26 protein-coding genes are annotated in these 26,341 nt (G+C 71.2%); 22 read left to right on the plus strand and 4 right to left on the minus strand.

The window, feature by feature from the left end; genetic code table 11:
• Nucleotides 1-33: 33 nt before the first annotated feature.
• The 12 genes from ACFVV1_RS13620 to ACFVV1_RS13675 all read left to right on the plus strand — a co-directional run bounded on the left by ACFVV1_RS13620 (nt 34) and on the right by ACFVV1_RS13675 (nt 12,980).
• Nucleotides 34-660, plus strand: coding sequence for an NUDIX domain-containing protein (locus ACFVV1_RS13620; RefSeq protein ID WP_389989117.1), 627 nt, complete (start codon nt 34-36; stop codon nt 658-660).
• A 223-nt stretch (nt 661-883) separates the two neighbouring features.
• Nucleotides 884-2,947 carry a tetratricopeptide repeat protein gene (locus ACFVV1_RS13625; protein WP_389989119.1) on the plus strand — a complete coding sequence of 688 codons (2,064 nt, stop codon included), beginning with the start codon at nt 884-886 and terminating at the stop codon, nt 2,945-2,947.
• Nucleotides 2,948-3,090: 143 nt separating this feature from the next.
• Nucleotides 3,091-4,206 (plus strand): alanine dehydrogenase, encoded by a 1,116-nt coding sequence (gene ald, locus ACFVV1_RS13630; RefSeq protein ID WP_389989586.1) that lies wholly within the window; start codon nt 3,091-3,093, stop codon nt 4,204-4,206.
• Between the two features lie 369 nt (nt 4,207-4,575).
• The gene (locus ACFVV1_RS13635) at nt 4,576-5,694 is read left to right on the plus strand and encodes a ParA family protein (RefSeq protein ID WP_266745359.1); all 1,119 of its coding nucleotides are present in this window, start codon (nt 4,576-4,578) and stop codon (nt 5,692-5,694) included.
• The gene (locus ACFVV1_RS13640) at nt 5,691-6,326 is read left to right on the plus strand and encodes a hypothetical protein (RefSeq protein WP_389989588.1); all 636 of its coding nucleotides are present in this window, start codon (nt 5,691-5,693) and stop codon (nt 6,324-6,326) included. The genes ACFVV1_RS13635 and ACFVV1_RS13640 overlap by 4 nt, the downstream gene beginning before the upstream one ends.
• A gap of 114 nt (nt 6,327-6,440) precedes the next feature.
• Complete coding sequence (locus ACFVV1_RS13645) at nt 6,441-7,475, plus strand: segregation and condensation protein A (RefSeq protein ID WP_389989121.1); 1,035 nt, start codon at nt 6,441-6,443, stop codon at nt 7,473-7,475.
• The gene (gene scpB, locus ACFVV1_RS13650; RefSeq protein ID WP_389989123.1) at nt 7,472-8,119 is read left to right on the plus strand and encodes an SMC-Scp complex subunit ScpB; all 648 of its coding nucleotides are present in this window, start codon (nt 7,472-7,474) and stop codon (nt 8,117-8,119) included. Before ACFVV1_RS13645 ends, scpB begins: the two co-directional genes overlap by 4 nt.
• Nucleotides 8,119-9,285, plus strand: coding sequence for a pseudouridine synthase (locus ACFVV1_RS13655; protein WP_389989125.1), 1,167 nt, complete (start codon nt 8,119-8,121; stop codon nt 9,283-9,285). The genes scpB and ACFVV1_RS13655 overlap by 1 nt, the downstream gene beginning before the upstream one ends.
• Nucleotides 9,286-9,425: 140 nt before the next feature.
• Complete coding sequence (gene pnuC / locus ACFVV1_RS13660) at nt 9,426-10,124, plus strand: nicotinamide riboside transporter PnuC (RefSeq protein ID WP_389989127.1); 699 nt, start codon at nt 9,426-9,428, stop codon at nt 10,122-10,124.
• A gap of 26 nt (nt 10,125-10,150) precedes the next feature.
• On the plus strand, nt 10,151-11,230 hold the full coding sequence (locus tag ACFVV1_RS13665) for an AAA family ATPase (RefSeq protein WP_389989129.1): 1,080 nt from the start codon (nt 10,151-10,153) through the stop codon (nt 11,228-11,230).
• A complete protein-coding gene (locus tag ACFVV1_RS13670; RefSeq protein ID WP_389989131.1) occupies nt 11,227-11,961 on the plus strand; it encodes an NUDIX domain-containing protein in 735 nt (244 codons plus the stop codon). Before ACFVV1_RS13665 ends, ACFVV1_RS13670 begins: the two co-directional genes overlap by 4 nt.
• Complete coding sequence (locus ACFVV1_RS13675) at nt 11,958-12,980, plus strand: ADP-ribosylglycohydrolase family protein (protein ID WP_389989133.1); 1,023 nt, start codon at nt 11,958-11,960, stop codon at nt 12,978-12,980. The genes ACFVV1_RS13670 and ACFVV1_RS13675 overlap by 4 nt, the downstream gene beginning before the upstream one ends.
• A gap of 151 nt (nt 12,981-13,131) precedes the next feature.
• Here the strand turns inward: ACFVV1_RS13675 and ACFVV1_RS13680 are convergent, their stop codons facing one another.
• Complete coding sequence (locus tag ACFVV1_RS13680; RefSeq protein WP_389989135.1) at nt 13,132-13,821, minus strand: DNA polymerase beta superfamily protein; 690 nt, start codon at nt 13,819-13,821, stop codon at nt 13,132-13,134.
• Nucleotides 13,822-14,044: 223 nt separating this feature from the next.
• Here ACFVV1_RS13680 and ACFVV1_RS13685 point away from each other — a divergent pair, with 223 nt between their 5' ends.
• The 6 genes from ACFVV1_RS13685 to der all read left to right on the plus strand — a co-directional run bounded on the left by ACFVV1_RS13685 (nt 14,045) and on the right by der (nt 19,217).
• Nucleotides 14,045-14,494 (plus strand): YidB family protein, encoded by a 450-nt coding sequence (locus tag ACFVV1_RS13685; protein ID WP_389989137.1) that lies wholly within the window; start codon nt 14,045-14,047, stop codon nt 14,492-14,494.
• Between the two features lie 251 nt (nt 14,495-14,745).
• Nucleotides 14,746-15,108 (plus strand): chorismate mutase, encoded by a 363-nt coding sequence (gene aroH / locus ACFVV1_RS13690; protein WP_389989139.1) that lies wholly within the window; start codon nt 14,746-14,748, stop codon nt 15,106-15,108.
• A complete protein-coding gene (locus ACFVV1_RS13695) occupies nt 15,105-16,190 on the plus strand; it encodes a prephenate dehydrogenase (protein ID WP_389989141.1) in 1,086 nt (361 codons plus the stop codon). The genes aroH and ACFVV1_RS13695 overlap by 4 nt, the downstream gene beginning before the upstream one ends.
• A 124-nt stretch (nt 16,191-16,314) precedes the next feature.
• Nucleotides 16,315-17,031 carry a (d)CMP kinase gene (gene cmk / locus ACFVV1_RS13700; RefSeq protein ID WP_389989143.1) on the plus strand — a complete coding sequence of 239 codons (717 nt, stop codon included), beginning with the start codon at nt 16,315-16,317 and terminating at the stop codon, nt 17,029-17,031.
• Nucleotides 17,028-17,684 carry a lysophospholipid acyltransferase family protein gene (locus tag ACFVV1_RS13705; RefSeq protein WP_389989145.1) on the plus strand — a complete coding sequence of 219 codons (657 nt, stop codon included), beginning with the start codon at nt 17,028-17,030 and terminating at the stop codon, nt 17,682-17,684. Before cmk ends, ACFVV1_RS13705 begins: the two co-directional genes overlap by 4 nt.
• 63 nt (nt 17,685-17,747) lie before the next feature.
• Nucleotides 17,748-19,217, plus strand: coding sequence for a ribosome biogenesis GTPase Der (der, locus tag ACFVV1_RS13710; protein WP_389989146.1), 1,470 nt, complete (start codon nt 17,748-17,750; stop codon nt 19,215-19,217).
• A 69-nt stretch (nt 19,218-19,286) separates the two neighbouring features.
• On the opposite strand, the gene ACFVV1_RS13715 is transcribed toward der, so the two are convergent.
• Together ACFVV1_RS13715 and ACFVV1_RS13720 are read right to left on the minus strand one after the other, a co-directional pair.
• On the minus strand, nt 19,287-19,643 hold the full coding sequence (locus ACFVV1_RS13715; RefSeq protein ID WP_389989148.1) for a hypothetical protein: 357 nt from the start codon (nt 19,641-19,643) through the stop codon (nt 19,287-19,289).
• Nucleotides 19,644-19,780: 137 nt separating this feature from the next.
• A complete protein-coding gene (locus tag ACFVV1_RS13720; protein ID WP_389989590.1) occupies nt 19,781-20,572 on the minus strand; it encodes a hypothetical protein in 792 nt (263 codons plus the stop codon).
• Nucleotides 20,573-20,937: 365 nt separating this feature from the next.
• Here ACFVV1_RS13720 and ACFVV1_RS13725 point away from each other — a divergent pair, with 365 nt between their 5' ends.
• The 4 genes from ACFVV1_RS13725 (at nt 20,938) to ACFVV1_RS13740 (ending at nt 24,891) form a co-directional block, all read left to right on the plus strand.
• Complete coding sequence (locus ACFVV1_RS13725) at nt 20,938-22,221, plus strand: glycosyltransferase (RefSeq protein WP_389989150.1); 1,284 nt, start codon at nt 20,938-20,940, stop codon at nt 22,219-22,221.
• Nucleotides 22,218-23,141 (plus strand): transferase, encoded by a 924-nt coding sequence (locus ACFVV1_RS13730; protein ID WP_389989152.1) that lies wholly within the window; start codon nt 22,218-22,220, stop codon nt 23,139-23,141. Before ACFVV1_RS13725 ends, ACFVV1_RS13730 begins: the two co-directional genes overlap by 4 nt.
• A 58-nt stretch (nt 23,142-23,199) precedes the next feature.
• Nucleotides 23,200-24,159 (plus strand): helix-turn-helix transcriptional regulator, encoded by a 960-nt coding sequence (locus ACFVV1_RS13735; protein ID WP_389989154.1) that lies wholly within the window; start codon nt 23,200-23,202, stop codon nt 24,157-24,159.
• Nucleotides 24,160-24,675: 516 nt separating this feature from the next.
• Nucleotides 24,676-24,891: an I78 family peptidase inhibitor gene (locus ACFVV1_RS13740; RefSeq protein ID WP_389989156.1), complete on the plus strand. Its 216-nt coding sequence runs from the start codon at nt 24,676-24,678 to the stop codon at nt 24,889-24,891.
• Between the two features lie 110 nt (nt 24,892-25,001).
• Here the strand turns inward: ACFVV1_RS13740 and ACFVV1_RS13745 are convergent, their stop codons facing one another.
• Complete coding sequence (locus ACFVV1_RS13745) at nt 25,002-26,030, minus strand: phosphatase PAP2 family protein (RefSeq protein ID WP_389989158.1); 1,029 nt, start codon at nt 26,028-26,030, stop codon at nt 25,002-25,004.
• Nucleotides 26,031-26,341: the final 311 nt, after the last annotated feature.

The following is a 26,341-nucleotide window of genomic DNA, read 5'->3' on the forward strand; positions in this document are numbered from 1 at the left end:
GTGCCCCGGTTCCGGTTTTTGTGGGAGGACGAGATGGGTTTCCAGGACACGCCCGAGGAGTGGCAGGTCACCGCGACCAAGACGCCCTTCACCGGCAACAAGACCAGCGTCCGCACCGATGACGTGGTGATGCCCGACGGCACGGTCGTACGCCGCGACTACCAGGTCCACCCGGGCTCGGTCGCCGTGCTCGCGCTCGACGAGGAGAACCGGGTCCTCGTGCTGCGGCAGTACCGCCACCCGGTGCGCCACAAGCTCTGGGAGATCCCGGCCGGACTGCTCGACATCCCCGGTGAGAACCCGCTGCACGCGGCCCAGCGCGAGCTCTACGAGGAGGCGTACGCCAAGGCCGAGGACTGGCGGGTGCTGACCGACGTCTACACCACCCCCGGCGGCTGCGACGAAGCCGTACGGATCTTCCTGGCCCGGCAGCTCTCCGAGGCCGACGGGGAGCGTTACCTGGTCTCCGAGGAGGAGTCCGACATGGAGCTGGCCCGGGTGCCGCTCCAGGAGCTGGTACGGGGGGTGCTCGCCGGGGACCTGCACAACAGCTGCCTCGTGGTGGGCGTCCTTTCGCTCGCGGCGGTGCTCGCCGGTGACGGGATCGACTCGCTGCGTCCGGCCGAGGCGCCGTGGCCCGCCCGCCCGTTCGAGGTCTGACGGTGCGTTGCCCGACGGCTCGTGAGGACCGTGCGTGGTCCGGCGGTCCGCGGGGCGGCCGCTGAACGGTTCACCCAAGTCCCCCGATCGGAAAAGATGCTGATCCGATCGGGGGACCTCTGCGCCCCGCTCCACGGAATTCGTCCACTTGCCTGAACTACGCTCGGAATGCCCTGACCGGAGTCCCGGCGGGCAATGCGTGCAGCGAAGTGGAGCGTGGCCCGTGACGGATCAGGCGGTGGACACCAGCGGCCCGGCCAAGGCGGCGGGGGCCGAGGAGCCGTCCGGCGCCGCACCACCCCAATTCTTCGGCCGCGAACGTGAGTTGAAGGCGCTGCGCGCCGACATCGAGCGGGCCGGGCTGGACACCCTGGCCGGTCGCAAGGCCGCGCGCGCCCGGGTCCTGCTGATCGCCGGACGCCCCGGCTCCGGACGCACCGCACTCGCCGGCGAGCTCACCCGCCGGCTGCTCTCCACCGGCGACCACCCCGACGGTCTGTTCCGGGCCCGGCTCACCGACCCCGGCGGCGCACCGGTTCCCACCGAACGCACCGCCCGGGAGCTGCTCGACCAGCTGGGCATCACGGGCCCGCCCGGCGCCGACGGGGACGAACTCTCCCAGTTGGTCCGCGAGGCGCTCGCCGGGCGCAGCGCCCTGCTCCTCCTCGACGACGCCGTGGATGCGGAACAGGTCGACCCGCTGCTGCCGGACAACCCCGACTGCCTGGTCGTAGCCACCTCCGAGGGCCCGCTGACCGGAATCCCGGGCGTCCGGCCCTGCACCATCGGCGGCCTGGACGCGGGCTCCGCCGTCCGGCTGCTTGCCCGCATCATCGGCCAGGTCAGGATCACCGTCGACCCACGGACCGCCGAAACCCTCGCCGAGGAGTGCGGCGGACTGCCGGCCGCCCTCGTGATGGCCGGCGGCTGGCTCGCCGCGCATCCCATGGCGTCCGTCGCCGACGTCACCAAACAGCTGCGCGAGCTCCCGGACGACCCGGAGCAGTCCACCGGCGCCCGCCCGCTGGCCCGCGCTTTCCGGCTGGTCCACGACTCCCTGCCGCCGGCCGCCGCACGGATACTGCGCCTGCTCGCCCTCGCCCCCGCCGGGCTCGCCGACGCCCACACCGCCTCCGCCCTGGCCGGCTGTTCCGTCTCCGCCGCCCGGACGACCCTCGACGACTTCGTTGCCCTGGGGCTGTTGCGCAGCGACGGGGCGGATCAGCCGCAGTACGAGGTGCCCGGCTGCCTCGCCCCGCTGCTGCGGGCGCTGCTGGAGGCCATGGACCGGCCGACGGAGATCCAGCTCGCCAGGGCCCGGATGCTGGAGCGGACCGTACGGCTGCTGCAGTCCTGCCGGGCGGTCACCGACCCCGAGGGTTCCGCGGCCCGCCGCAAGCTCGCCGGGCTGCCGCGCTCGCTGCGCTTCCCCGGCCCCGATGCGGCCGCCGTATGGCTGCGGATTCGTCGGCCGGCCCTGCTCGCCTCGGCCCGTGTCGCCGTCGAGGACGGTGAACTCGACACCCTGGCAAGGCGGTTGGTGGCGGCGCTGGTGCGGGCGCTGGCGGTGCACCAGGGCACCGAGGCCGCCGCGCCCGAGCTGTACGGACTGCACGGTCTGGTCCTGGCCGTCGCCGAGCGGCGCGACCTGCCGCGCGAGCGGGCCGCCGCGCTGCTCAACCTCGCGGACCTCGACGCGAGGACCGGCCGTACGCGGGAGGCGCTGATCCGCTACCGGGCCGCGCTGGACGCCGGACGGGCCGCGAAGGATCTGTACGCCATCGGCCGCGCGATGGAATCCGTAGGTGGCGCCTACGCCGAGCTGGGGGACTTCCAGCGGGCCTCCGACTGGTACGGCCGGGCGTTGGCCCAGCGGCTCACCCAGGGCGAGCGGGCCGACGAGGCGCGGCTGTACGGGCGGCTCGGCGCCGTCCACACCTACGCGGGGCGGTACGGCGAGGCGCTGCGGAACTGGCGGGCCGCCGCGGCCGGGTACCGCAGGCTGGGCGATGTGCCGGCCCAGGCGCGGGCGCTGAGCGAGGCGGCCCGGGTACAGGAGTACGCGGGCCGGCCGCGCGAGTCGCTGCGCACCTGCCAGGAGGCCGTTCACTGGGCCGGGCAGGCGGGGGACGTGCGGCTGCAGGCGGCGCTGGAGATGCGGCTGGCCGACACGTTCGACCGGCTCGGCGACCCGGCTGCGGCCGGGCTGCACCGGGGTCTCGCCGACAGATTGCTGGGCGAGAAGGGTGCCGCCTACGAAATCCGCAGTGCGGTGACTGAAAATTAATGCTTTGTAAGGCTAGACAGCGTGAAACCCTTCATTAGACTGGCTCTACCGCGTGCGTTCGCGGTGTCTCCATTTACGCTGTGTCTACCCGGGTATGTAGAGCTATGCCCGGGTAACCCTCTGAGCCAAGGACCGTGATCGACGTGAAGGTCGGCATCCCCCGCGAAGTCAAGAACAACGAGTTCCGCGTGGCGATCACGCCCGCCGGTGTGAACGAGCTCGTACGCCACGGCCACCAGGTCGTCGTCGAGGAGAGCGCCGGGGCCGGCTCCTCCATCACGGACGAGGAGTACATCGCCGCCGGGGCGCAGATGCTCCCCACCGCCGACGAGGTCTGGGCCACCGCCGACCTGCTGCTCAAGGTCAAGGAGCCGGTTGCCGAGGAGTACCACCGCCTGCGCAAGGACCAGACGCTCTTCACCTACCTGCACCTTGCCGCCTCCCGCGCGTGCACGGACGCGCTGCTGGAGTCGGGCACCACGGCCATCGCGTACGAGACGGTCGAGACCGCGAGCCGCGCGCTGCCGCTGCTCGCCCCGATGTCCGAGGTCGCGGGCCGGCTGGCCCCCCAGGTCGGCGCCTACCACCTGATGCGCTCGGTCGGCGGCCGCGGTGTGCTGCCGGGCGGCGTCCCGGGCACGGCCCCCGGTGAGGCCGTCGTCATCGGCGGCGGCGTCTCCGGCTGGAACGCCACGCAGATCGCCGTCGGTCTCGGTTTCCACGTCACGCTGCTCGACAGGGACATCAACAAGCTGCGCGAGGCCGACAAGGTCTTCGGCACCAAGGTCAAGACCGTCGTCTCCAACGCCTTCGAGCTGGAGAAGGCCGTCGTCGAGGCCGACCTCGTCATCGGCGCCGTGCTGATCCCCGGCGCGAAGGCCCCGAAACTGGTCACCAACGAACTCGTCGCCAAGATGAAGCCCGGAAGTGTACTTGTCGACATTGCGATCGATCAGGGTGGTTGCTTCGAGGACTCGCACCCGACGACGCACGCCGACCCGACCTTCATGGTCCACAACTCGGTCTTCTACTGCGTCGCGAACATGCCGGGCGCGGTGCCGAACACCTCCACGTACGCCCTCACCAACGCCACGCTGCCGTACATCGTGGAGCTCGCCAACCGCGGCTGGGCCGAGGCGCTGCGCCGTGACGCCGCACTCGCCAAGGGTCTCAACACCCATGACGGGCAGGTCGTTTACCGTGAGGTGGCCGAGGCGCACGGCCTGGAGCACGTCGAGCTGAGCTCGCTTCTCGGCTGAGTGGTCAACACTTCCCGTCAACCTCACGCGTCCGGCCGGACCTTGCCGAGCAAGGTCCGGCCGGACGCATGTCGGGCCCCTGTGCGGCCCTCGTTCAACTTGTCTCGAACGTAGCCCTGTAACCGATTCGTGCACCCGTGAGAAGTGCGCCCGGGTGGCTGCGTGCCCTTGACAGGGAGGTGTTCGATTGCCGACACATCGGGCCGGGTCCGGCGGATTGTGTTGCTGCGGAGCGGTGACACGCCATAGAGTCGCCAATCGTCGGCATGGTGCCACGCTGACCTATCGATAAGTTTCCTGGTCACGTCCAAGGAGGTAAGACGACTTGTGAATGAGTCGACAATTACTCCCGGGGGTGTTCAACCAGGGATGCCTGCACGGGGCCGGAGCCCGCACGGGCTGGAGGCTGTCGGCTCCGTCGCTGTCCGCACCTTCGCCACCAATCAGCACATGACGACAGCTCCCCAGATGATGGACGGCCTACACGTGAACGCCATGGCCGGCAACGAGAGTGGCCGAGAGACCGCCCACTTCGCCGACTTCGACGAGGTGCCCCAGGGGCACTTCTACGACCCCGACGCCGAGTACGAGCCCGATCCGGAGTACGCGGCCACCCTCGCGCCCGACGCTGCCCGCCAGCGCCGCGAGCGGATCGGCCCGACCGGTCGGCCCCTGCCCTACTTCCCGATCCCGGGACCGCTGACCGACCACGGTCCCGCGAAGATCATCGCGATGTGCAACCAGAAGGGCGGCGTGGGCAAGACCACGTCGACCATCAACCTGGGCGCCGCGCTCGCGGAGTACGGGCGCCGCGTCCTGCTCGTCGACTTCGACCCGCAGGGAGCCCTGTCGGTCGGGCTCGGCGTCAACCCGATGGAGCTCGACCTCACGGTCTACAACCTGCTCATGGAGCGGGGCATGTCGGCCGACGAGGTCCTGCTGAAGACCGCGGTCCCGAACATGGACCTGCTGCCCAGCAATATCGACCTGTCGGCTGCCGAGGTGCAGCTGGTGAGCGAGGTGGCCCGGGAGTCCACGCTGCAGCGCGCCCTGAAGCCGCTGATGGCCGACTACGACTACATCGTGATCGACTGCCAGCCCTCGCTGGGCCTGCTCACCGTGAACGCCCTGACGGCCGCCCACAAGGTCATAGTGCCGCTCGAGTGCGAGTTCTTCGCGCTGCGAGGTGTGGCACTGCTCACCGAGACCATCGAGAAGGTCCAGGAGCGGCTCAACCCGGATCTGGAGCTCGACGGCATCCTCGCCACGATGTACGACTCCCGTACGGTGCACAGCCGCGAGGTCCTCGCGCGCGTCGTCGAGGCCTTCGACGATCACGTCTACCACACGGTCATCGGGCGTACCGTGCGCTTCCCGGAGACCACGGTCGCCGGTGAGCCCATCACCACGTACGCCTCCAACTCGGTCGGTGCCGCCGCCTATCGCCAGCTCGCCAGGGAGGTGCTCGCCCGGTGTCACGCCGAGTGAGTCTGCCCGGGGCCGACGAACTGTTCCGTACCACCGGGGGGATGGGCCTGCAGGCGTCGTCCCCGGCGGACCGGCGGCGCAAGGCGAACGGCGAAGCCCGGGTGCCCGGTCCGGCCGGCGAGAGCGATCCCGGGGCCGACGGGTCCGGGGCGGGCGCGACGGAGACCGCCGCTCGGGAGGAGCACTCCGCGGCGGACACCGACGCGGGGGAATCACGCAGCCGCGGCGGTGACGGCGGCCGGGGCGCGGTGGCGGCGCAGCCGGGACGCAGGCCCCAGCAGTCCTCGCCGTCGGAACGGTCGGCCATTCAGTCCGCCACGTCGTCGTCCGCACAGTCGTCGGCCCAGGAGGCGGTTCCCGCCCCCGCCGTTCAGCAGCAGCGCAGGCGCGGAGGCGGGCGCGGGGCGAACCGGCGGCCCAGCGGCCGGGAGCGGCACGACGAGAAGATCACCGTCTACGTCTCGGCCGAGGAACTGATGGACCTCGAACACGCCCGTCTGGTGCTGCGCGGGGAGCACGGGCTCGCGGTCGACCGCGGGCGGATCGTCCGCGAGGCGGTCGCGGTGGTTCTCGCGGACCTGGAGTCGCGGGGCGACGCGAGCATCCTCGTACGGCGGCTGCGCGGGCGCTGACCGGTGGGGCGCCGGTAGCCTGCCCGGAGCGCATCCTTCCGGCGGTCCGGCCCTTCTCGTACGCCCGCCGCTCTCGTGCGCACGCCGCCCGAATCCCGCCGTCCCTGGACCCTCATGCCGACGACCGACGAGCCCGCCCGCACCCCTCGCCGCCCCTTGGGCCGCGGCCCGGGCGGCCGGGCCGCGTCGGTGGGGGACGGGGACGGTGAATCCGTTGCCCCGGCGGTGGCCGATGCGGCAGCGGCCGCCGCATCCGTCGCATCCCCCGGGCCCGAGGCGCCCGTAACGCCCGCCGTACCGGCACCACCGGGCTCGACCCCCGAGCCTGCCGACGACGGGCGGTTCACCGTACGGCTGGCGAACTTCGAGGGGCCCTTCGATCTGCTTCTGCAGCTCATCTCCAGGCACAAGCTGGATGTGACCGAAGTCGCACTGTCCAAGGTCACCGACGAGTTCATGGTGCACATCCACGCCATGGGGCCGGACTGGGACCTGGATCAGACCACCGAGTTCCTCGTCGTCGCCGCGACCCTGCTCGATCTGAAGGCCGCCCGGCTGCTGCCCGCCGCCGAGGTGGAGGACGAGGCGGATCTGGCGCTGCTCGAAGCGCGGGACCTGCTCTTCGCCCGGCTGCTCCAGTACCGCGCGTACAAACGCATCGCCGACATCTTCAGCGACCGGCTGGAGTCGGAGGGGCGGCGTTTCCCGCGGACCGTGGGGCTGGAGCCGCACCACGCCGAGCTGCTGCCCGAGGTCGTCATCAGCATCGGGGCCGAGGGGTTCGCCAGGCTGGCCGTGAAGGCGATGCAGCCCAGGCCCGAGCCGCAGGTGTACGTCGACCACATCCACGCACCGCTGGTCAGCGTGCGGGAACAGGCCGAGATCGTGGTCGCGCGGCTGCGGGAGGCGGGGGAGATCAGTTTCCGGGTGCTCACCGAGGACGCCCAGGACACCCTCACCGTCGTCGCCCGGTTCCTCGCGCTGCTGGAGCTGTACCGGGAGAAGGCTGTCGCGCTCGACCAGGACGAGGCCCTCGGAGAGCTTCTGGTGCGCTGGGCCGGGGGAGAGGGGGCCGAGCCCGTCGTGACGGACGAGTTCGACACCGAGGTGACCGAGGCGCAGGACGTCCAGGAGGATGTGAAGGCATGAGTCAGCAGGACATCACCGGTTCCGCCGTCGCGGACCTTGATCTCAAGCCCGCCCTGGAGGCCGTCCTCATGGTCGTCGACGAGCCCGCCACCGAGGAGCACCTCGCCAAGGTGCTGGAGCGGCCCCGCAGAGCCGTCGCCGACGCGCTGCACGAGCTGGCCGACGAGTACGCCGTGCAGCGCCGCGGTTTCGATCTGCGGCTGGTCGCGGGCGGCTGGCGCTTCTATACCCGCCCGGAGTACGCGGCGGCCGTCGAGGGCTTCGTCCTGGACGGCCGGCAGGCCCGGCTCACACAGGCGGCCCTGGAGACTCTCGCCGTGGTCGCGTACCGCCAGCCGGTCAGCCGGTCGAGGCTGTCCGCGGTCCGCGGCGTGAACTGCGACGGGGTCATGCGGACCCTGCTCCAGCGGGGCCTCGTCGAGGAAGCGGGCGCGGAACCCGAAACAGGTGCGATCCTGTACAGGACGACGAACTACTTTCTGGAGCGGATGGGCCTGCGTGGCCTGGATGAGCTTCCGGAGCTCGCGCCCTTCCTCCCCGAGGCGGACGCGATCGAGGCTGAGACGCTAGAGGGTGTGCCGTCGTTCGATCCGGACGCACCGGACACCCCGGATACTCACGCAGACGACAAGACGGATTTTTGATGCGAAGCAGTGGCAGGAACAGCGGAAGCAGCGGCGGCGGAGCCAGGAGCGGCGGCGGCAGGAGCGGCGGCAGCGGCGGCAGGAACAACAGCGGCAGCGGCAGGAACAGCAACCCGAACCCCCGGGTTCCCGGCTCCGAGCGCGACGACAAGCAGGAGCAGCGCCCCCGCCGGCCCCGGCCCGAGGAGCGGCGCTACGACGTGGGCAACGACAAGCCCGGCGGCGACGGCGGCACCCGCAAGGGCCGCGGCGCGGCCGCCCGCGGTGGCGCCAAGGGCGGCCCGAAGGCCGCGTCGGGCGGTTCCAAGGGCGGCGGCCGGCGGGCCCCGTACGGCGCCCCGTCCCGTCCGCGCGAGCTCGACGCCAAGATCGAGCAGCGCAACCGGGACAGGTACGCCAACAAGCCCGACATCAGGACGCCCAAGACCCACCCGGGCGCCGAGCAGGAGGGCGAGCGGCTGCAGAAGGTCCTCGCCCGGGCCGGTATGGGCTCGCGCCGCGCGTGCGAGGAGCTGATCGAGCAGGCCCGCGTCGAGGTCAACGGCGAGATCGTCGTCGAGCAGGGCATGCGCGTCGACGTGCACAAGGACGAGATCAAGGTCGACGGCCTGACCGTGGCCGCCCAGTCGTACCTCTTCTTCGCGCTGAACAAGCCCGCCGGTGTCGTCTCCTCCATGGAGGACCCGGACGGCCGCCAGTGCCTCGGCGACTACGTCAACAACCGTGAGACGCGGCTCTTCCACGTCGGCCGGCTGGACACCGAGACCGAGGGCATCATCATGCTCACCAACCACGGCGAGCTCGCCCACCGCCTGACCCACCCCAAGTACGGGGTGAAGAAGACCTACCTGGCCGCCATCCAGGGACCGCTCCCGCGCGACCTGGGAAAGCGGCTCAAGGACGGCATCCAGCTGGAGGACGGGTACGCCCGCGCCGACCACTTCCGGGTCGTCGAGAACACCGGCAAGAACTACCTGGTCGAGGTGACCCTCCACGAGGGCCGCAAGCACATCGTCCGCCGGATGCTGACCGAGGCCGGCTTCCCGGTGGAGCGGCTCGTACGGACCTCCTTCGGACCGATCCCGCTGGGCGACCAGAAGTCCGGCTGGCTGCGCCGCCTCACCAACACCGAGGTCGGCATGCTGATGCGCGAGGTCGGTCTGTAACCCGGCTCTGTAACCCGGCTCCGTCCGCTCCACGGCCCGCGGCCGGTTCCTGCTTTCGATTTTCGAACAGGAATCGGCCGCGGGCCTTTTGCTGCACCCGTTCCGCCTTTATAGTCAGAGTGACTATTAAGGAGGCGGGAGTGAGTCTCGCGGATGTCCTCGATCCCCTGCAGCAACCCCTGGTGACGGTCCTCGACACCCCGGTCAGCTGGACCGAGGTGCTCGGCTTCGGCAGTGGGGCACTGTGCGTCTGGCTCGTGGCCCGCCAGCACCTCGCCAACTGGCCCGTCGGCATCGCCAACAACCTCTTCTTCATCCTCCTGTTCACCCAGGCCGGCCTGTACGCCGACGCCGGCCTCCAAATCGTCTTCATCGCCCTTGCCGCGTACGGCTGGTGGACCTGGACCCACGGGGGTGGACCAGGTGCACCGGACCTGCCGGTGCGGCGTACCGCCCGCACCGAATGGACCTGGCTGCTCGCGGCAGGGGCGGTGGGGACCGTCGCCCTCACCGTCCTGCTGGACCACGCCACCGACTCGACCGTGCCCTTCTGGGACGCCCTGACGACCGCGCTGTCCCTGACGGCGACGTACGGGCAGTGCAGGAAGCTCGTCGAGTCGTGGTGGCTCTGGATCGCCGCCGATGTGGTGTACATCCCGCTGTACGCGTACAAGGAGCTGTATCTGACCTCCCTGCTGTACGTCGGCTTCCTCACGCTGTGCCTGATCGGCCTGCGCAACTGGCAGCGCGATCTCGCCGTACAGCACCGGCCCGTGGAGGTGGCGGCGGCACCCGGGTACGAGGTCGGCGTGGGCCGGGGGCGTGGGGGGTCGCTGTGAGTGGTCGGTCTCCACGGGTCAACGGCGTGAAGCGCTTCGCGCACGGGCTCGTCCTCGGCAAGTTCTACCCGCCCCACGCCGGCCACCACCACCTCGTCCGCACCGCGCAGGACCGGTGCGAGCGGCTGACCGTCCTGGTGTGCGCCGCCTCCGTCGAGTCCGTACCGCTCGACGACCGGGTGGCGTGGATGCGGGAGGTGCACCCGGACGTACGGGTCGTGGGCGCCGTCGACGACATCCGCATGGATCTCCACGACCCGGCCATCTGGGACGCCCACATGGCCGTCTTCACCGGGGCCGTGCCCGATCCGGTGGACGCCGTCTTCACCTCGGAGTCGTACGGGGACGAACTGGCGCGCCGGTTCGGCGCCGAATCCGTCTGCGTCGACCCCGACCGCACGGTCTTCCCGGTCTCCGGCACCGCCGTCCGCAAGGACCCGGTCGGCTGCTGGGACTTCCTCGAACCGCCCGTACGGGCCGCGCTCACCCGCCGGATCGTCGTCCTCGGCGCGGAATCCACCGGCACCACGACGATGGCCCGCGCCCTCGCCGACCACTACCGGCGGCGCGGCGGCGTCTGGGCGCAGACCCGCTACGTCGCCGAGTACGGGCGGGAGTTCAGCGAACAGAAGCTGGCCGCGCTGCGCGCCCGGCGGCCCGGGGCGCAGTGGGAGGACGTCGCCTTCACCACCGAGGACTTCCCGCTGATCGCCGAGGCGCAGAACGCCAAGGAGGAGGTGGCCGCGCGCACCGGGTCGCCGGTGCTCTTCTGCGACACCGACTCCTTCGCCACCACCGTCTGGCACGAGCGGTACATCGGCGGCCGCAACCCGCTCGTCGAGGAGACCGCCGACCGCGTCGCCCATCACCTGTGGCTGCTCACCGACCACGAGGGCGTCGCCTTCGAGGACGACGGGCTGCGCGACGGCGAGGAGCTGCGGCCCTGGATGACCGACCGCTTCCGGGCCGAACTCACCCGTACCGGGAGGCGGTTCATCGAACTCACCGGAAGCCACGAGGAACGCCTGGCCACCGCGGTCGCCGCCGTCGACACCCGGCTCGCCGCCGGCTGGAACTTCGCCGCGCCCCTCCCGGAGCACCGATGAGCGCCGACGCGCCCGCGGGCTACGACCCGTACGCCTTCGAACCCTTCGCGGTCACCGTCGACCTCGCCGTCTTCACGGTCCGCGACACCCGGCTGAACGTCCTGCTCGTCGAGCGGGGCGAGGACCCGTACAAGGGCCACTGGGCACTGCCCGGCGGCTTCGTCCAGCCTCGCGAGTCCGCCGAGGAAGCCGCCCGCAGGGAGCTCGCCGAGGAGACCGGCCTGACCGAGGGCACCGTGTCCGCGTTCCACCTGGAACAGCTGCGCACCTACAGCGACCCGGACCGCGACCCGAGGATGCGGGTCGTCTCCGTCGCCTACGCCGCGCTCGTCCCCGACCTGCCCGAACCCCGCGGCGGCGGCGACGCCGCCAACGCCCGGTGGTGGGACGCCGAAACCCTCGGCCCGCTCGCCTTCGACCACGACCGCATCCTGGCCGACGCACACCATCGCATCGGCGCCAGGCTCGAATACAGCTGCCTCGCCACCGCCTTCTGCCCGCCCGAATTCACCCTGGGAGAACTCCAGCGGGTCTACGAGACGGTCTGGGGTGTCGAGCTGGACCGGCCCAACTTCCGGCGCAAGGTCCTCACCACGCCCGGCTTCGTCCAGGCCGTGGAAGGATCGCCGCGCCGCACCGGCGGACGGGGAAAACCGGCCGCTCTCTACCGGGCGGGTGCCGCTACCGCCCTGCACCCCCCACTCCTGCGACCGGAAGGAAGAACCACGTGATCGTGACCAGGATCATCACCAAACAGGCCGCCACCGGCGCACTGACCGGGCTCGCGCTCGGCGATGCACTGGGCTTCCCGGCCGAGTTCAACAACGTGCCCTCGATCCTCGCCCAGTGCGGGCCGTGGCGCCAGATGCGGCTGCCGAAGCCGGCGATCGTCACCGACGACACCCAGATGACGCTGGCCCTGGGGCGGGGCATCCGTACCGCCATGGACCGCGGGCTGCTCACCCCGCTGCGGCTGGCCCGCCCGGTGCGCGAGGAGTTCGTCGACTGGTACCACTCGCCCGACAACAACCGTGCCCCCGGCCGCACCTGCATGACCGCCTGCCGCCTGCTCGACAGCGACCGGCTCTGGCAGGAGGCCAGCCAGACCGGCTCCAAGGGCTGCGGCGCCAACATGCGGGTCGCGCCGGTCGGGCTCGTGCCGGGGCTGAGCGACGAACAGCGCTCCGGCGCCGCCCAGTTGCAGGCCGCCCTCACCCACGGACATCCGACCGCGCTCGCCGCGTCCGACCTGATGGCCCGCGCGGTGTACCTGCTGGCGCAGGGCGCGGAGCCGATGGGGCTGATCGGGCAGTTGCGCAGTTACGCGTACGAGAACAGCAGCCGCTACCTCACGCGCTGGCTCGGCGACCTCTGGCGGTACGCGGGCGACTCCTCGCCGGAGCTGTACATCCAGCGCGGCTGGGACGAATGCCTCACCGCCCTGGCCCGCGTCCAGGACGCCCTGCGCGACCCGTCCCCGGAGACCGATCCCTGCGAGACGACCGGCGACGGCTGGATCGCCGAGGAGGCTCTGGCCACGGCCCTGCACTGCTTCCTGCTCTTCCCCGAAGAACCCGTCACGGCCCTGCGCCGGGCCGCCTGCACCCGGGGCGACTCGGACTCCCTCGGCTGCCTGACCGGCGCGCTCGCCGGGGCGCATCTGGGGGCGGGGGCCTGGCCCAAGGAGTGGTCGGAGCGGATCGAGTACCGGAGCGATCTGCTGTCGTTGGGGGCGCTCTGGGACTCCTGACCTCATGCGGGCGAATTCCCGTCCGGGGACGCGGATGCCGTGGACGACCGGTTCGCCGTACGAACGGAGGTGCCGTGTCGGTTCCGAGGCGACGGCCGGGAGGGCCCCGTCCGCCGCCCACCCCGGGCGCGGCCGTTCACCCCGGGTCGGGTCATGACACGGAAGCCCGACGGGTGCGGACCAGGAAGTCCTCCACCCGGGCCCGGTCCGGCCCGGCCGGCAGTGGTGAGGCGGTGACCGCCTCGTCGTTCTCCTCGGTCAGGCGAGTCATGCGGCGTTCGACCTCCGCCCACGGGATCTCGCCGCGTTTCACCGCCAGCAGCTCCTCCCGGGCCGCTCCCACCTCGATCGTGAGCTCGCCCGTACGCAGCAGATCCCGGCTGCTGGCCAGCAGCCGCAGCAGATGCATGGCGTGTTTCCAGCGCGGCGCCCCGTACTGCCGGACGTCCGCCTCCAGCTTCCTGCGCTGGCCCGACGCGTAGCGGACGAAGGTCTGATGGGCCAGCCGGGACAGGAACGCCCCGCGCAGGGACAGGAGCTCACGGCCCACGGCGTCGACGTGTTCCACCAGCGGTGAGTGCAGGCACTCCAGCACATTGGGGTTGGCGCGCAGGGCCAGCTCGCAGAAGCGCTCCAGCTCCCAGGAGAACTGCTCCTCCGCCGGGCCCTCGACATGCGTCGGCGGCTTCTCGAACCGCCAGAACAGCGGGGTCGGGGCGAGGAAGACACCGCGCCGGTCCGTGTCGCTGCCGTCCGTGGCGAGCCCGAAGGCGCGTGAGCCCATCACACAGGCGTAGACCGTGTGATCGCGTACGAGAGCCTCTGGGTCAGGGGTGATCATGCCGGCGAGGGTACGTGAGCGAAGCGCCCGCGATCCGGCGGCCGGGGTGCCGCTGCTCGACCGGGCCCCCCTCATCCGGTCACCGGCATGGCGATGGCAGGTGTCGTGCGCGTCGGTGCGTGGAATGCGGCAACCGCCGTGTGAGGGCGGAGCCGCCGGGCTCAAGTGGCAGAAGCTCCGGATCTGATCGACATTGTCGATAAATCATCCCCTCTGGAAAGGCATGACCATGGCGGGAAACGACCTCGGCGGTCTGCTGGGCGGTTTGCTATGCGGTGGCGGCCAGGGCGGCGACGCCTCCAGTGAGACCGGAGGCGCCGGGAACATCCTCGGTTCGTTGCTGGGCGCGCTGGGCGGCGGCCAGGGCGGTTCGGGCGGGAGTGGCAACGCGCTCGAAGGGCTGATCGGGATGCTCACCAGGTCCGGCCTCGTCGACCAGGCGCAGTCCTGGGTCGGGACCGGTGAGAACCATGCGGTCAGCGGCGCCCAGATCGCCGAGGCGCTGCCGGACGAGACTCTGAAGAGGGTCGCCCGGGAAACCGGGGTCTCCACGGAACAGGCGGCCGACGAGATCGCCCGGTCGCTGCCGACGGCGGTCGACAGACTGACTCCGACGGGGGAGGTCCCGGAGGGCCGCTCGATCGAGGAACTGGTCCGGGAACAGCAGCTCTGAGCCAGGGGGGCGGCCGGAGGGACCGTTCACCGTGCAGAAGGCCCCCGGGGACACCTCGCGCGGCCGGAGGGTCTTCGCCACCACGGCGGAGCCCTCCGGCCGCCGCCCTTCTCCCGCCTCACCGCCCTGTCCCGTCTCACTGGGAGAGCACCGAGGCCGCCCCTCGCCCCTGCCCCTCTAGGCTGGTCCCGCAGAAGGATCACGCAGGCGGACAGCAGGCGCGACACGTACGAAGAAGCGAGGAGCACGACGTGGCGGTACGAGCGGTCCGTGGAGCCGTCCAACTGGAGCAGGACGAGGCCGGACACATGGGCGAGCGGGTCGGCGCCCTGCTCACCGCCGTCCTGGAGCGCAACAACTTCGTCGCGGACGACCTGATCAGCATCTGGTTCACGGCCACCCCCGATCTGCACAGCGACTTCCCGGCCGCCGCGGCGCGCGGGCTCGGTATCGTCGACGTACCGCTGATCTGCGCCCAGGAACTGGACATCGCGGGCGCCATGCCCCGCGTGGTAAGGATCCTCGCGCATGTCGAGACGTACCTTCCCAAGTCCGAGATCGCGCACGTGTACCTCGGTGCCACCGCCGCCCTCCGCAAGGACATCGCCCAGTGAGAACCGCCCTCGTCATCGGAACGGGCCTCGTCGGCACCTCCGCAGCCCTCGCCCTCGCCGGGCGCGGCATCCATGTCCACCTCGTCGACCACGACCCCGAATCGGCCCGCACCGCGGCCGCGCTCGGCGCCGGTACGGACGAGGTGCCCGAGGGCCCCGTCGACCTGGCGATCATCGCCGTGCCGCCCGCGCACGTCGCCTCGGTCCTGGACACCGCCATGCGGGACGGCGTCGCCCGCGGCTACCTCGACGTCGCCAGCGTCAAGGGCGGCCCGCGCCGCGAGCTGGAAGCCCGTGGCGTCGACCTCAGCCCGTACATCGGTACGCACCCCATGGCCGGCAAGGAGCGGTCCGGCCCCCTCGCCGCCACCGCGGATCTCTTCGAGGGCCGCCCCTGGGTCCTCACCCCGACCCGTGACACCGACACCGAGGTCCTCAACCTCGCCCTGGAACTGGTCGCGCTCTGCCGCGCCGTCCCGGTCGTCATGGACGCCGATGCCCACGACCGGGCCGTCGCCCTGGTCTCCCACACCCCGCAGCTGATCTCGTCGATGGTCGCCGCCCGGCTGGAGGAGGCCGACGAGACCGCCGTACGCCTCTGCGGCCAGGGCATCAGGGACGTCACCCGGATCGCCGCCTCCGACCCCCGGATGTGGGTGGAGATCCTCTCCGCCAACCCCGGCCCGGTCGCCGACGTGCTGGCCGGGGTCGCCGCCGACCTGGACGAGACGGTACGCGCGCTGCGCGGTCTGCAGTCCGGCGACGACGACAAGCGCCGCGCAGGCACCGAGGGCATCGAGGACGTGCTGCGCCGTGGCAACGCGGGCCGGGTCCGCGTCCCCGGCAAGCACGGGACGGCCCCCGCCTCGTACGAGATCGTGTCCGTACTCATCAGCGACCGGCCGGGCGAACTGGCCGGGATCTTCGCCGACGCCGGCCGGGCCGGGGTCAACGTCGAGGACGTCCGTATCGAGCATGCCACCGGGCAGCAGGCGGGCCTGGTCCAGCTCATGGTCGAGCCGAGCGCGGCCGCCGAGCTGCGCACGGCGCTGCGCGAGCGAGGCTGGTCGATACGCCAGTAGACCCGGGGCGGCGGGCCCGGGAGGCGGTTGTCCACAGGGGTGCAGAGGACCGCTCCGACACTCGGTAACCTTGTGCGGGGCGGGTTCGCGCGTCCCCGTCCCGCCCACCCCGTGTACCAGGAAGGTGTCCACCACCGTGGAAACCGCAAGCGCCGCCGCCCGGACGGCCCCGGCCGCAGTGATCGTCGCCATCGACGGGCCCTCCGGCACCGGCAAGTCGAGCACGTCCAAGGCCGTCGCCGCCCAGCTCGGCCTGAGCTACCTGGACACCGGCGCCCAGTACCGGGCGATCACCTGGTGGATGCTGAACAACGGCGTCGACGTGCAGGACGCGATGGAGGTGGCGACCGCCGCCGCGAAGCCGGTCATCGTCTCGGGTACGGACCCGGCCGCCCCGACGATCACCGTCGACGGCGAGGACGCCTCGGGCCCGATCCGTACCCAGGAGGTCACCTCCAAGGTCAGCGCCGTCAGCGCGGTCCCCGAGGTGCGCACCCGGATCACCGAGCTGCAGCGCACCATCGCCGCCGCGGCCGACCGGGGCATAGTGGTCGAGGGCCGCGACATCGGCACCACGGTGTTGCCCGGCGCCGACCTGAAGATCTTCCTCACCGCATCGCCGGAGGCGCGTGCCGCCCGCCGCAGCGGGGAGGTCAAGGGCTCCGATGTCGACACCACCAAGAAGGCGCTGATCAAGCGGGACGCGGCCGACTCCGGCCGCAAGACCTCCCCGCTGGCCAAGGCGGACGATGCCGTCGAGGTGGACACCACCGCGCTGACCCTCCAGCAGGTCATCGAGTGCGTCGTCACCCTCGTCGAGGAGAAGCGGGCCGTGAAGTGACCCGAGCCACTGGCTCGCCCTCGCGGCGCGGCGCGGCGGTCGGGCGCGGGATCGGGATCGGCCTGATGTACGGGCTGTGGAAGCCCCGCGTCCTCGGCGCGTGGCGGGTTCCCGCCTCCGGACCCGTCATACTCGCGGTGAACCACTCCCACAACATCGACGGTCCGATGCTGATGGGCACCGCGCCCCGGCCCGTCCACTTCCTGATCAAGAAAGAGGCGTTCGTCGGCCCGCTCGACCCGTTCCTGCGCGGAATCGGGCAGCTGAAGGTGGACCGCACGACCGCCGACCGCACCGCCATCACCGACGCCCTCGGCGTGCTGGAGAACGGCGGGGTGCTCGGAATCTTCCCCGAGGGCACCAGGGGCGAGGGCGACTTCGCCTCCCTGCGTGCCGGGCTCGCGTATTTCGCCGTACGCAGCGGGGCGCCGATCGTGCCCGTGGCCGTACTGGGAAGCACCGAGCGTCGCGGACGGCTGGTATCGGCACTGCCGCCGTTGCGCAGCCGGGTCGATGTCGTCTTCGGCGATGCCTTCGAGGCGGGCGAGAGTGGGCGGCGGACGCGGAAGGCGCTGGACGAGGCGACGGTGCGGATCCAGGCGCGGCTGACCGCCCATCTGGACGAGGCCAGGCGTTTCACCGGGCGTAGGTAAGACTTGAGTAGTGGGCCGCATGGTCGTGGCCCATCGATGATGACGCAAAGAGGAACGGACTTCATGAACGACCAGATTCACTCCGACGGCTCGGACCACGAGCACGGAGCGCTTGGCGACGCCGAGTACGCGGAGTTCATGGAGCTCGCCGCGGAGGAGGGCTTCGACGCCGAAGAGGTCGAGGGCGCGATCGGTGAGGCCGGTCACGGACCGCTTCCCGCGCTCGCCGTCGTCGGCCGCCCCAACGTCGGCAAGTCGACGCTGGTGAACCGGATCATCGGCCGCCGCGAGGCAGTCGTCGAGGACAAGCCCGGCGTCACCCGCGACCGCGTCACCTACGAGGCCGAATGGGCGGGCCGCCGCTTCAAGGTCGTCGACACCGGCGGCTGGGAGCAGGACGTGCTGGGCATCGACGCCTCCGTCGCCGCCCAGGCCGAGTACGCGATCGAGGCGGCGGACGCGGTCGTCTTCGTGGTCGACTCGACGGTCGGCGCGACCGACACCGACGAGGCCGTCGTCAAGCTGCTGCGCCGGGCCGGCAAGCCCGTCGTGCTGTGCGCCAACAAGGTCGACGGGCAGAGCGGCGAGGCGGACGCCACCGCGCTCTGGTCGCTGGGCCTCGGCGAGCCGCATCCGGTCTCCTCGCTGCACGGCCGCGGCACGGGCGACCTGCTCGACGCGGTGCTCGAAGCTCTTCCCGAGGCCCCGGCGCAGCGCTTCGGCACCGCCATCGGTGGACCGCGCCGGATCGCCCTCATCGGCCGTCCGAACGTCGGCAAGTCCTCGCTGCTGAACAAGGTGGCGAACGAGGACCGCGTCGTCGTCAACGAGCTCGCGGGCACCACGCGTGACCCGGTCGACGAGCTGATCGAGCTCGGCGGCATCACCTGGAAGTTCATCGACACGGCCGGTATCCGCCGCCGCGTCCACCTCCAGGAGGGCGCGGACTACTACGCCTCGCTGCGTACCGCCGCCGCCGTGGAGAAGGCCGAGGTCGCCGTCATCCTGATCGACGCCGGCGAGTCCATCAGCGTCCAGGACCAGCGCATCATCACCATGGCCGTGGAGGCCGGGCGTGCCCTGGTGATCGCGTACAACAAGTGGGACACCCTCGACGAGGAGCGCCGCTACTACCTGGAGCGCGAGATCGAGACGGAGCTCGCGCAGATCGCGTGGGCCCCGCGGGTCAACGTCTCCGCCGTCACCGGCAGGCACATGGAGAAGCTGGTCCCGGCGATCGAGACCGCCCTCGCCGGCTGGGAGACCCGCATCCCCACCGGCCGGCTGAACGCCTTCCTCGGTGAGGTCGTCGCCTCGCACCCGCACCCCGTCCGCGGCGGCAAGCAGCCCCGGATCCTCTTCGGCACCCAGGCGGGCACCAAGCCGCCGCGCTTCGTGCTGTTCTCCTCGGGCTTCCTGGAGCACGGCTACCGACGCTTCGTCGAGCGCCGGCTGCGCGAGGAGTTCGGCTTCGAGGGCACCCCGATCCACATCTCGGTGCGGGTCCGCGAGAAGCGTGGCCGCAACAAGTAGTACGCAGGCCCCATGGGCGGAGCCCCGGACCGTTTCGGATAGGAAACGGTCCGGGGCTCCGTCGTACGGTCAGGCCCCTCGCGATCCCGATCCCGGGGGCAGAGCCGCGGGCTGGGCCCGCCCGGAGTGCCGCCCCACCCGCTGCCAGGAACCGAGACCGCTGGTGTGCGTGCTCGCGCCGCCGCCGTGTCCCGTGGCCCCGCTGTGTACGGAGAGACCGACGGAGAGGGCGGCGGAGTGACCGGAGTGGCCGCTCAGCGGCGCGCGGCTGCCGAACCACCCGCTGCCGAAGGCCACGAAGCCGAGATTCTCCTCGCCGCTACGGTCACCCGGAAGCGCCCGGAACGACCGGCGGTACTCGGAGTACAGCGCGTCGTAGATCGGGGTGTGGGACTGACCGCCCGATGGGTCCTGCGCGGGGCGCATGGCAGGGATCGGGCTCGGGCGCTGGTGGGAGGAGTCGTATGAGTGCACGTATGTGCCAACGACCCCACTGGCCGTCGGATGCGGGCCCGGCGGAGAAATAGCTGTTCGCCGCAGGTGCGAGGAACCGACGGCCACGATCAGGTCCCGGCCAGCGGCATCGCGGCGGCGACCAGGAGCCCGCCGGCGGCGGCCTTGTCCAGCGCGTCGCGCAGCAGGTCCTCGCGGGGCTGCTGGCCGATCACCCCCGCCGGGGCGGCGAAGACGAGCACGGTCTGCGACTTGTTGGCCGTGGTCCGCCAGCCCTCGGTGACCTGGAGCGGCGCATGTGCCTGCCACCAGGCGACCGGGGCGCCGCCATCGGTGCCCGGCTGGAGCACGGCGTGCAGCTGGCCCATCGCGAGCAGGATCGACCAGCCGTGCAGCACCGGGGGCATCCGATCCATCCGGTGGACCGGCTGGAAGCCCTGCTCCAGCAGCAGCTGGAGGAATTCGTCCCCCCGGCTGCCGTCCGTGCCCGGGCGGGCGATCGGGCCGGTCGGCTCGACGACGAGGGCCGGGTGGACCTCGTCGTCGATCAGGACGAGGCCGCTGGTGATCCCGAGGACGGCCTGTTCGGTGCCGAGGCCCTCCGGGTGCTCCCGGTGCTCCGCGTCACCGCCGGTGATGCTGCGTACCGCGCCCTGAAGCTGCTCCTCGGCGACCTGGACGACCTGCGAGGGGATGCAGGTCGCGTGCGCGAAGGCGAGGACGGCGGTCTCGTCACCGACGAAGAGAACCGTGCTGGTGCGTTCCTGTTCGGAGTCGCCGGGGGTGCGGCAGGAGGTGCAGTCGTAACTGCCTGGGGTGTTGTCGCCGACGAGCAGCCGGTCGGCTTCGGCATCGCCGATCTCGGCGCGTACGTCCTCGCTGACGTCGAGCATGCGCGGCACGGTTGGCTCCTCGAACTCGGTGCGTGCGCCGGGCGGTTCCCGGCTCATGAAGAAGACAACGGGCGATCCGTGGCCGGGGTCACGCGAGAAAGGGAACGTAATCGAACCATCCGGAGCAGAGGGTGAATCCCGGGCTCGGAAGGGCCGCTTGCGACCTGTTTGTCCAGATGTTCTGCATTTTCCGCGCGGTGATGTGGTCGACTCGACCGTGGGTCAGTTCGCAGATACATCGACAAATCGGGAAAACGGGTGAAAGTGAGAGTGGCTGAATCTGGTCGGCGCCGGAGTGAACCACGAGCCGGCCTTTGCCGTCATGGCAAGTGTTGTTCGCAGCTGACCAGCCGACCCGGGAGATATGGCGCTTCATGCACATTTCGTTCCTGCTTCACAACGCCTACGGAGTCGGGGGCACCATCCGTACGACGTTCAATCTCGCCGGGGCCCTGGCCGAGCACCATGACATCGAGATCGTGTCGGTCTTCCGGCACCGGGACGTCCCCGCGCTGGGAGCCCCCGCGGGCGTGCGCCTGAACCACCTCGTCGACCTGCGGAAGAAGAGCCCGACGTACGACGGCGACGCCGCCGAACACGCCCGCCCCGCAACCGTGTTCCCGCGCGGCGACAGCAGGTACCGGCAGTACAGCAGGCTGACCGACGCCCGGGTGGCGGACCATCTGCGCTCCATGGACGCGGATGTGGTGGTCGGTACCCGGCCCGGGCTCAATGTGCAGATCAGCAGGCAGACCCGGCGCGGCCCGGTCCTGATCGGGCAGGAGCACCTCACCCTCGACAGCCACAGTTACCGGCTGCGCCGCGAGATCGGGCACCGCTACGCCCTGCTCGACGCGATCACCACCGTCACCGAGGCCGACGCCCGCGCCTACCGGAGCGGGTACAAACTGCCCGGCGTACGGATCGAGTCCATCCCCAACAGCGTGCCCGCGCCGGGGATCGCGCCCGCCGACGGCACCGGTAAATGGGTGATCGCCGCGGGCCGGCTGCACAAGGTCAAGCGGTACGACCTCCTCGTCCGGGCGTTCGCCGACGTGGTCGCCGCCCGTCCGGACTGGCGGCTGCGCATCTACGGCGGCGGCGACGCGACGGGGAACGAGCGCCAGGCGCTGCTCGAGCTCATCGGTGAACTCGGCCTGCACAACCATGTGTTCCTGATGGGGCCGGTCAACCCGCTGGAAGCCGAGTGGCCCAAGGGGGCGATCGCCGCGGTCACCTCGGACCGTGAGTCCTTCGGCATGACCATCGTCGAGGCGATGCGCTGCGGACTGCCGGTCGTCGCCACCGACTGCCCGCACGGCCCCCGCGAGATCATCGAGGACGGCACCGACGGACGCCTGGTGCCGGTCGGTGACGCGGCGGCGGTGACGGGCGCCCTGCTCGGTCTGATCGACGACGACGAAGCACGGCGCCGCTCGGGACGCGCCGCGCTGGCCGCGGCAGAGCGGTTCGACCCGTCGCGGATCGCCGAACGCCACGAGCGCCTCTTCACCGAACTCGCCTCCCGAACCCCGCGCGACCGCTCGCACGGCGCTCTGCGCACCACACTGCACCGCGCCCGCGGCACCGTGCTGGACGGGGCGTACGCCCTGCGCTACAAGGCCGCCGACGTCATCCGCAAGGGGAAGCCCGCATGACCGTCTCCACAGAGCGACCGACACCACGAGCCGACTGCACCGCGGGCGCCGACGGCGGAATCGTCTTCGACCTCCACCTCGGCCCCGGCCCCGAACGGTACGAGGACGGGGAGGCGCCCGAGCTGCTGCTCCGGCTGCGCGACGCCAAGAACAAGGGCGGCGGCACCACCGTACGGCTGCCCCTGACCCCGCTCGGCGAGGGACGGCTGCGAGCGGTGCTGCCGAGCACCGTGGAGCCCGCCGAGGGCCGCTGGGACGTCCATGTGCGTGCGCCGGGCACCGACGACGACGGGGCCGTGGCCGTGGAGCCCGGGATCAGGGACGTGCGGCTCCTCATGGACCGCACACCGGACACCGGGCGGATCACGGTCCGTATCCCGTACCCGACCGCCGACGGCCGGCTCGCGGTGCGCTGCTGGATCCGCTCACCGCACGCCGAGGCCGGGCCGGTCACCTTCGACGGGGACGCAATGACCGTGGAGGGCGCGCTGTACGGGACCGCCCTCGGCGACGACGCCCGCGTCGAGGCGCGACTGGCCGGCGCTCCCGACCGGACCTGCCGGGTGCCGGTCACCGTGAAGGAGGGCGCGTTCTCCTTCACGCTTCCCCTCGACCGGCTGGGCGCCGGGCCGGTCACCGGGCAGCAGCTGTGGACGCTCTGGCTGGTCCCCGGAACGGCCGACGGGGAGCCTTCCGAGCGGAGTCGGACCGACGGGAATCGGACCGACGGGAATCGGACCGACGGGAAGCCGGCCGGCGGCGTACGGATCTCCCGCATCCTCGACGACGTCTGGGACCGCAAGAACAGCTTCGTCTATCCCGGCCGCAGCGCCGGAGAGGGCGTCCGCGCCACTCCCTGCTACTCGGGCGACAACGACCTGTGCGTACGGATCGAACCGGACCCGGCGCAGGCCCGGTAGGCCGTCGGCCGCCGATCGCGGACGCAGGCTGTCCGCAACCCCTGGCAGACTCGCCCCCATGTTGGAGACCTCGGCACGGCTGCTGCGCCTGCTCTCACTGCTCCAGGCGCACCGGGACTGGTCGGGCGGCGATCTCGCCGAACGACTCGGCGTCACCCCGCGGACCGTCCGGCGTGACGTCGACAAGCTGCGCGAACTGGGCTATCCGGTCAACGCCAGCCCCGGCACCGGCGGCGGGTACCAGCTCGGCGCCGGTGCCCAGCTGCCGCCGCTGCTCCTCGACGACGAGGAGGCCGTCGCCGTCGCCGTGGGGCTGCGCACCGCGGCGGGCAACGGCGTCGAGGGCATCGGCGAGACGTCGGTACGCGCCCTGGCCAAGCTCGAACAGGTGCTGCCGGACCGGCTCCGGCGCCGGGTGAGCGCGCTGAACACCTTCACCGTGCCGTTGTTCCGCGGGCCCGGTGCGTCCACCGCCGATCCGGGTGTCCTCACCGAACTGGCCGGAGCCTGCCGGGACAGCGAGCGGCTGCGCTTCGCGTACCGGGACCACTCCGGCTCCGGATCGCGCCGGACCGTCGAGCCGCACCGGCTGGTGTGTACCGAGCGCCGCTGGTATCTCGTCGCCTGGGACCTGGACCGCGCGGACTGGCGGACGTTCCGCGCGGACCGGATCACCCCCACGCCGCCGCACGGCCCCCGATTCGTCCCCCGAGACGCACCGGCCGAGGATCTGGCCGCCTATGTCTCGAAGGGGATCTCCACCACCGTGTACGCGAGCCACGCGGTGATCCGGCTGAAGGCCGGGATCGAGCACGCGGCCGAGCGGATCTCGCCGTCCGCCGGGGTGCTGGAGGCGGACGGCGCCGACAGCTGTCTGCTGCACACGGGGGCCGCGAGTCTCGATGTGCTGGTCATCCACGTCATGTTGCTGGGGATCGACTTCGAGGTCGTCGAACCGTCGGAGCTCAATGACGCGATCAGGGTGGCCAGGGACCGCCTGTCCCGGGCCCTGGACTGAGCGCTGCCACCACAGCCGCCCTGATGCGGGGACCGATGGGTGGACCGGTCGGGGACGGATCAGTGGACCGGTCGGGGATGGATCAAGGGTCGGTCGGGACGGTTCGCAGAGTCATCGCGGAGGTTCGAGTTGTCCGTTATACGGGCGGTGGCGGCGGGCGGCTGCGGGAGCTTCCCCGGTCCGTGGTGTGGATTTTGTGACCAGAAGATAAGGCTGCCATAAGGAAGCGTGAATTCCCGGTGGCATGCTCATTTACACGGCTTATTCGGCGAGAGAATTCCAGTCGCTCGGCAGTGGGTATTCTGTTTTGTTTTCTGGCCTTCCGTGTGTTCGCTTCCTGGTTCGTGTGATTACTGTGTGTCGGGTCGTGGACCGCATGTCCGGGTGGCGTGATGCGAGCCGCAGGCGTGTCGTGATCCTGTGACACAAGCGTGACCGGCAGGGGATGTGAGGATGCCGTGCGGCGGTCGGTGCCCCGGCTTCCGCCGCGGTCCGCAGCCGCCTACGGTGAGAGGCATGGCACCCCTACCGACCCCTCCGGTCCAGCCCGACGACACACCCGGTGCGTATGTCGGCCTCGCCGTCGACGCGGCCGAACAGCGGGCCCGCAGGCAGGGCTGGACCAGCGTCAGATCCCTGCCGCCCGGCGCGATCATCACCATGGAGTTCCAGGCCGGACGGATCAACTTCGAGGTCGACGATGCCGTCGTCACCCGGTGCTGGGTGGGCTGAGGATTTCTGCGGCCCGGGCCCCGGGCACGCGCGAAGGCCCCGACCGGAGTCGGGGCCTTCGCGGTGCGGGGCAGCGGTTGTGCGTACCGGCCCCACGGCTTCCGGGGTGTTCAGCCGCCGGACATCGGGTGGGCCGGGGCCGTGCCGCCGCGTGGCGTACGGTCCGCGTGCGGCGGGCGGCGGCTGCCGGCCGGGGTGACAGGGGTCCGTTCCGAGCGCACCAGATGTGACGAGGTCGCCGGGTGCGCCCGCGAGCGGGCACCGGCGACCGTGCCCGTGGTGGTCGCCGTGTGTCCTCCGGCGGCGACCGGCTCCAGCACCGGGGTCTCCGCCGCGGCGCCGACCGGCTGCGGGAGAACCGCGGGCCGGGGTCCTCCGGCCGCGACGGGCACGGAGGGAACAGGACGGCCGCGTCCCCGCAGGGCTTCGCGCTGGGCGAAGATCCAGGCCTCGGCCCGGGTGATCAGCGGCTCGACCCAGGGCAGACCCAGCAGGATCAGCAGCCCCGCGGTCCAGCCGAGCAGTACATCGCTGAGCCAGTGCGTGCCGAGGTAGACGGTGGTGAGCCCGACGCCGAGCGAGACGATCGCCGAGGCGGCCGACAGATAGCGCCTGGCCCTCGGGGTGGTCGCCAGATAGGCGAGGATTCCCCAGGTCACGACGGCGTTGGCGGTGTGGCCCGACGGAAATATATCGCCGCCGGCGAAGAGCTCCGCCGAGCCGATCTGGGTCGCGTAGTGCGGGCCGAGCCGCCCCAGGCCGATCTTGACCGCGCCGACCGTCACATTGAGCAGCAGCAGCGAGGCGCCGAGCGTCAGCAGGGGCCGCATCGTGTGCTGCCGCCAGGAGCGCCAGCCGAGCCAGCAGGCGACCATGGTGGCGGTGGGGCCGCGCTGGCCGAGCACGATGTAGTAGTCGAGGAAGGCATGGATTTCCGGCCACTGTTGATACGGCCGGAAGAGCATGACCTTCCAGTCCAGGGTCACCAGCCAGGAAGAGACCAGCACGGCAACGACGATGGCGAGATAGAACGCCAACGTCCCGCAGAAGAGAGCGATGCGGTGACGGCTCATCCGCGGCGGCTCTATCTTCGGCGGCTCCGGCTCCCGGTCCAGGCGGGCAAAGATGTCGGTACGCACCCAATCGACGTTACAGCGAGTTAGCGAGTGAACTGGTCGATCCGGTCTCTTTGTGATGACGATGTGATGTGGACTATGTCTCAGCCGGCCCTTAATTCCTGATCCGAAGAAGCGCATCGACGAGTCTCCGCGCTATTGATTTCGCACTTATTTCGGAAGGGTGTTTGGGTGCGGGCAGAAAAGCGCAGGAGGTGCCGGTATGAATTTCTCCGGAATCCCGGGGAGGCGAAGCGGACCGTATCCATCCGGTCACCGGCCGCCTACTGCGCGGGCCCGGCGCGTGCTCGCGGCATGACGCCGAGTACCTTCTG

This window comes from Streptomyces sp. NPDC058092 (genome assembly GCF_042884935.1).
GTDB lineage: Bacteria > Actinomycetota > Actinomycetes > Streptomycetales > Streptomycetaceae > Streptomyces.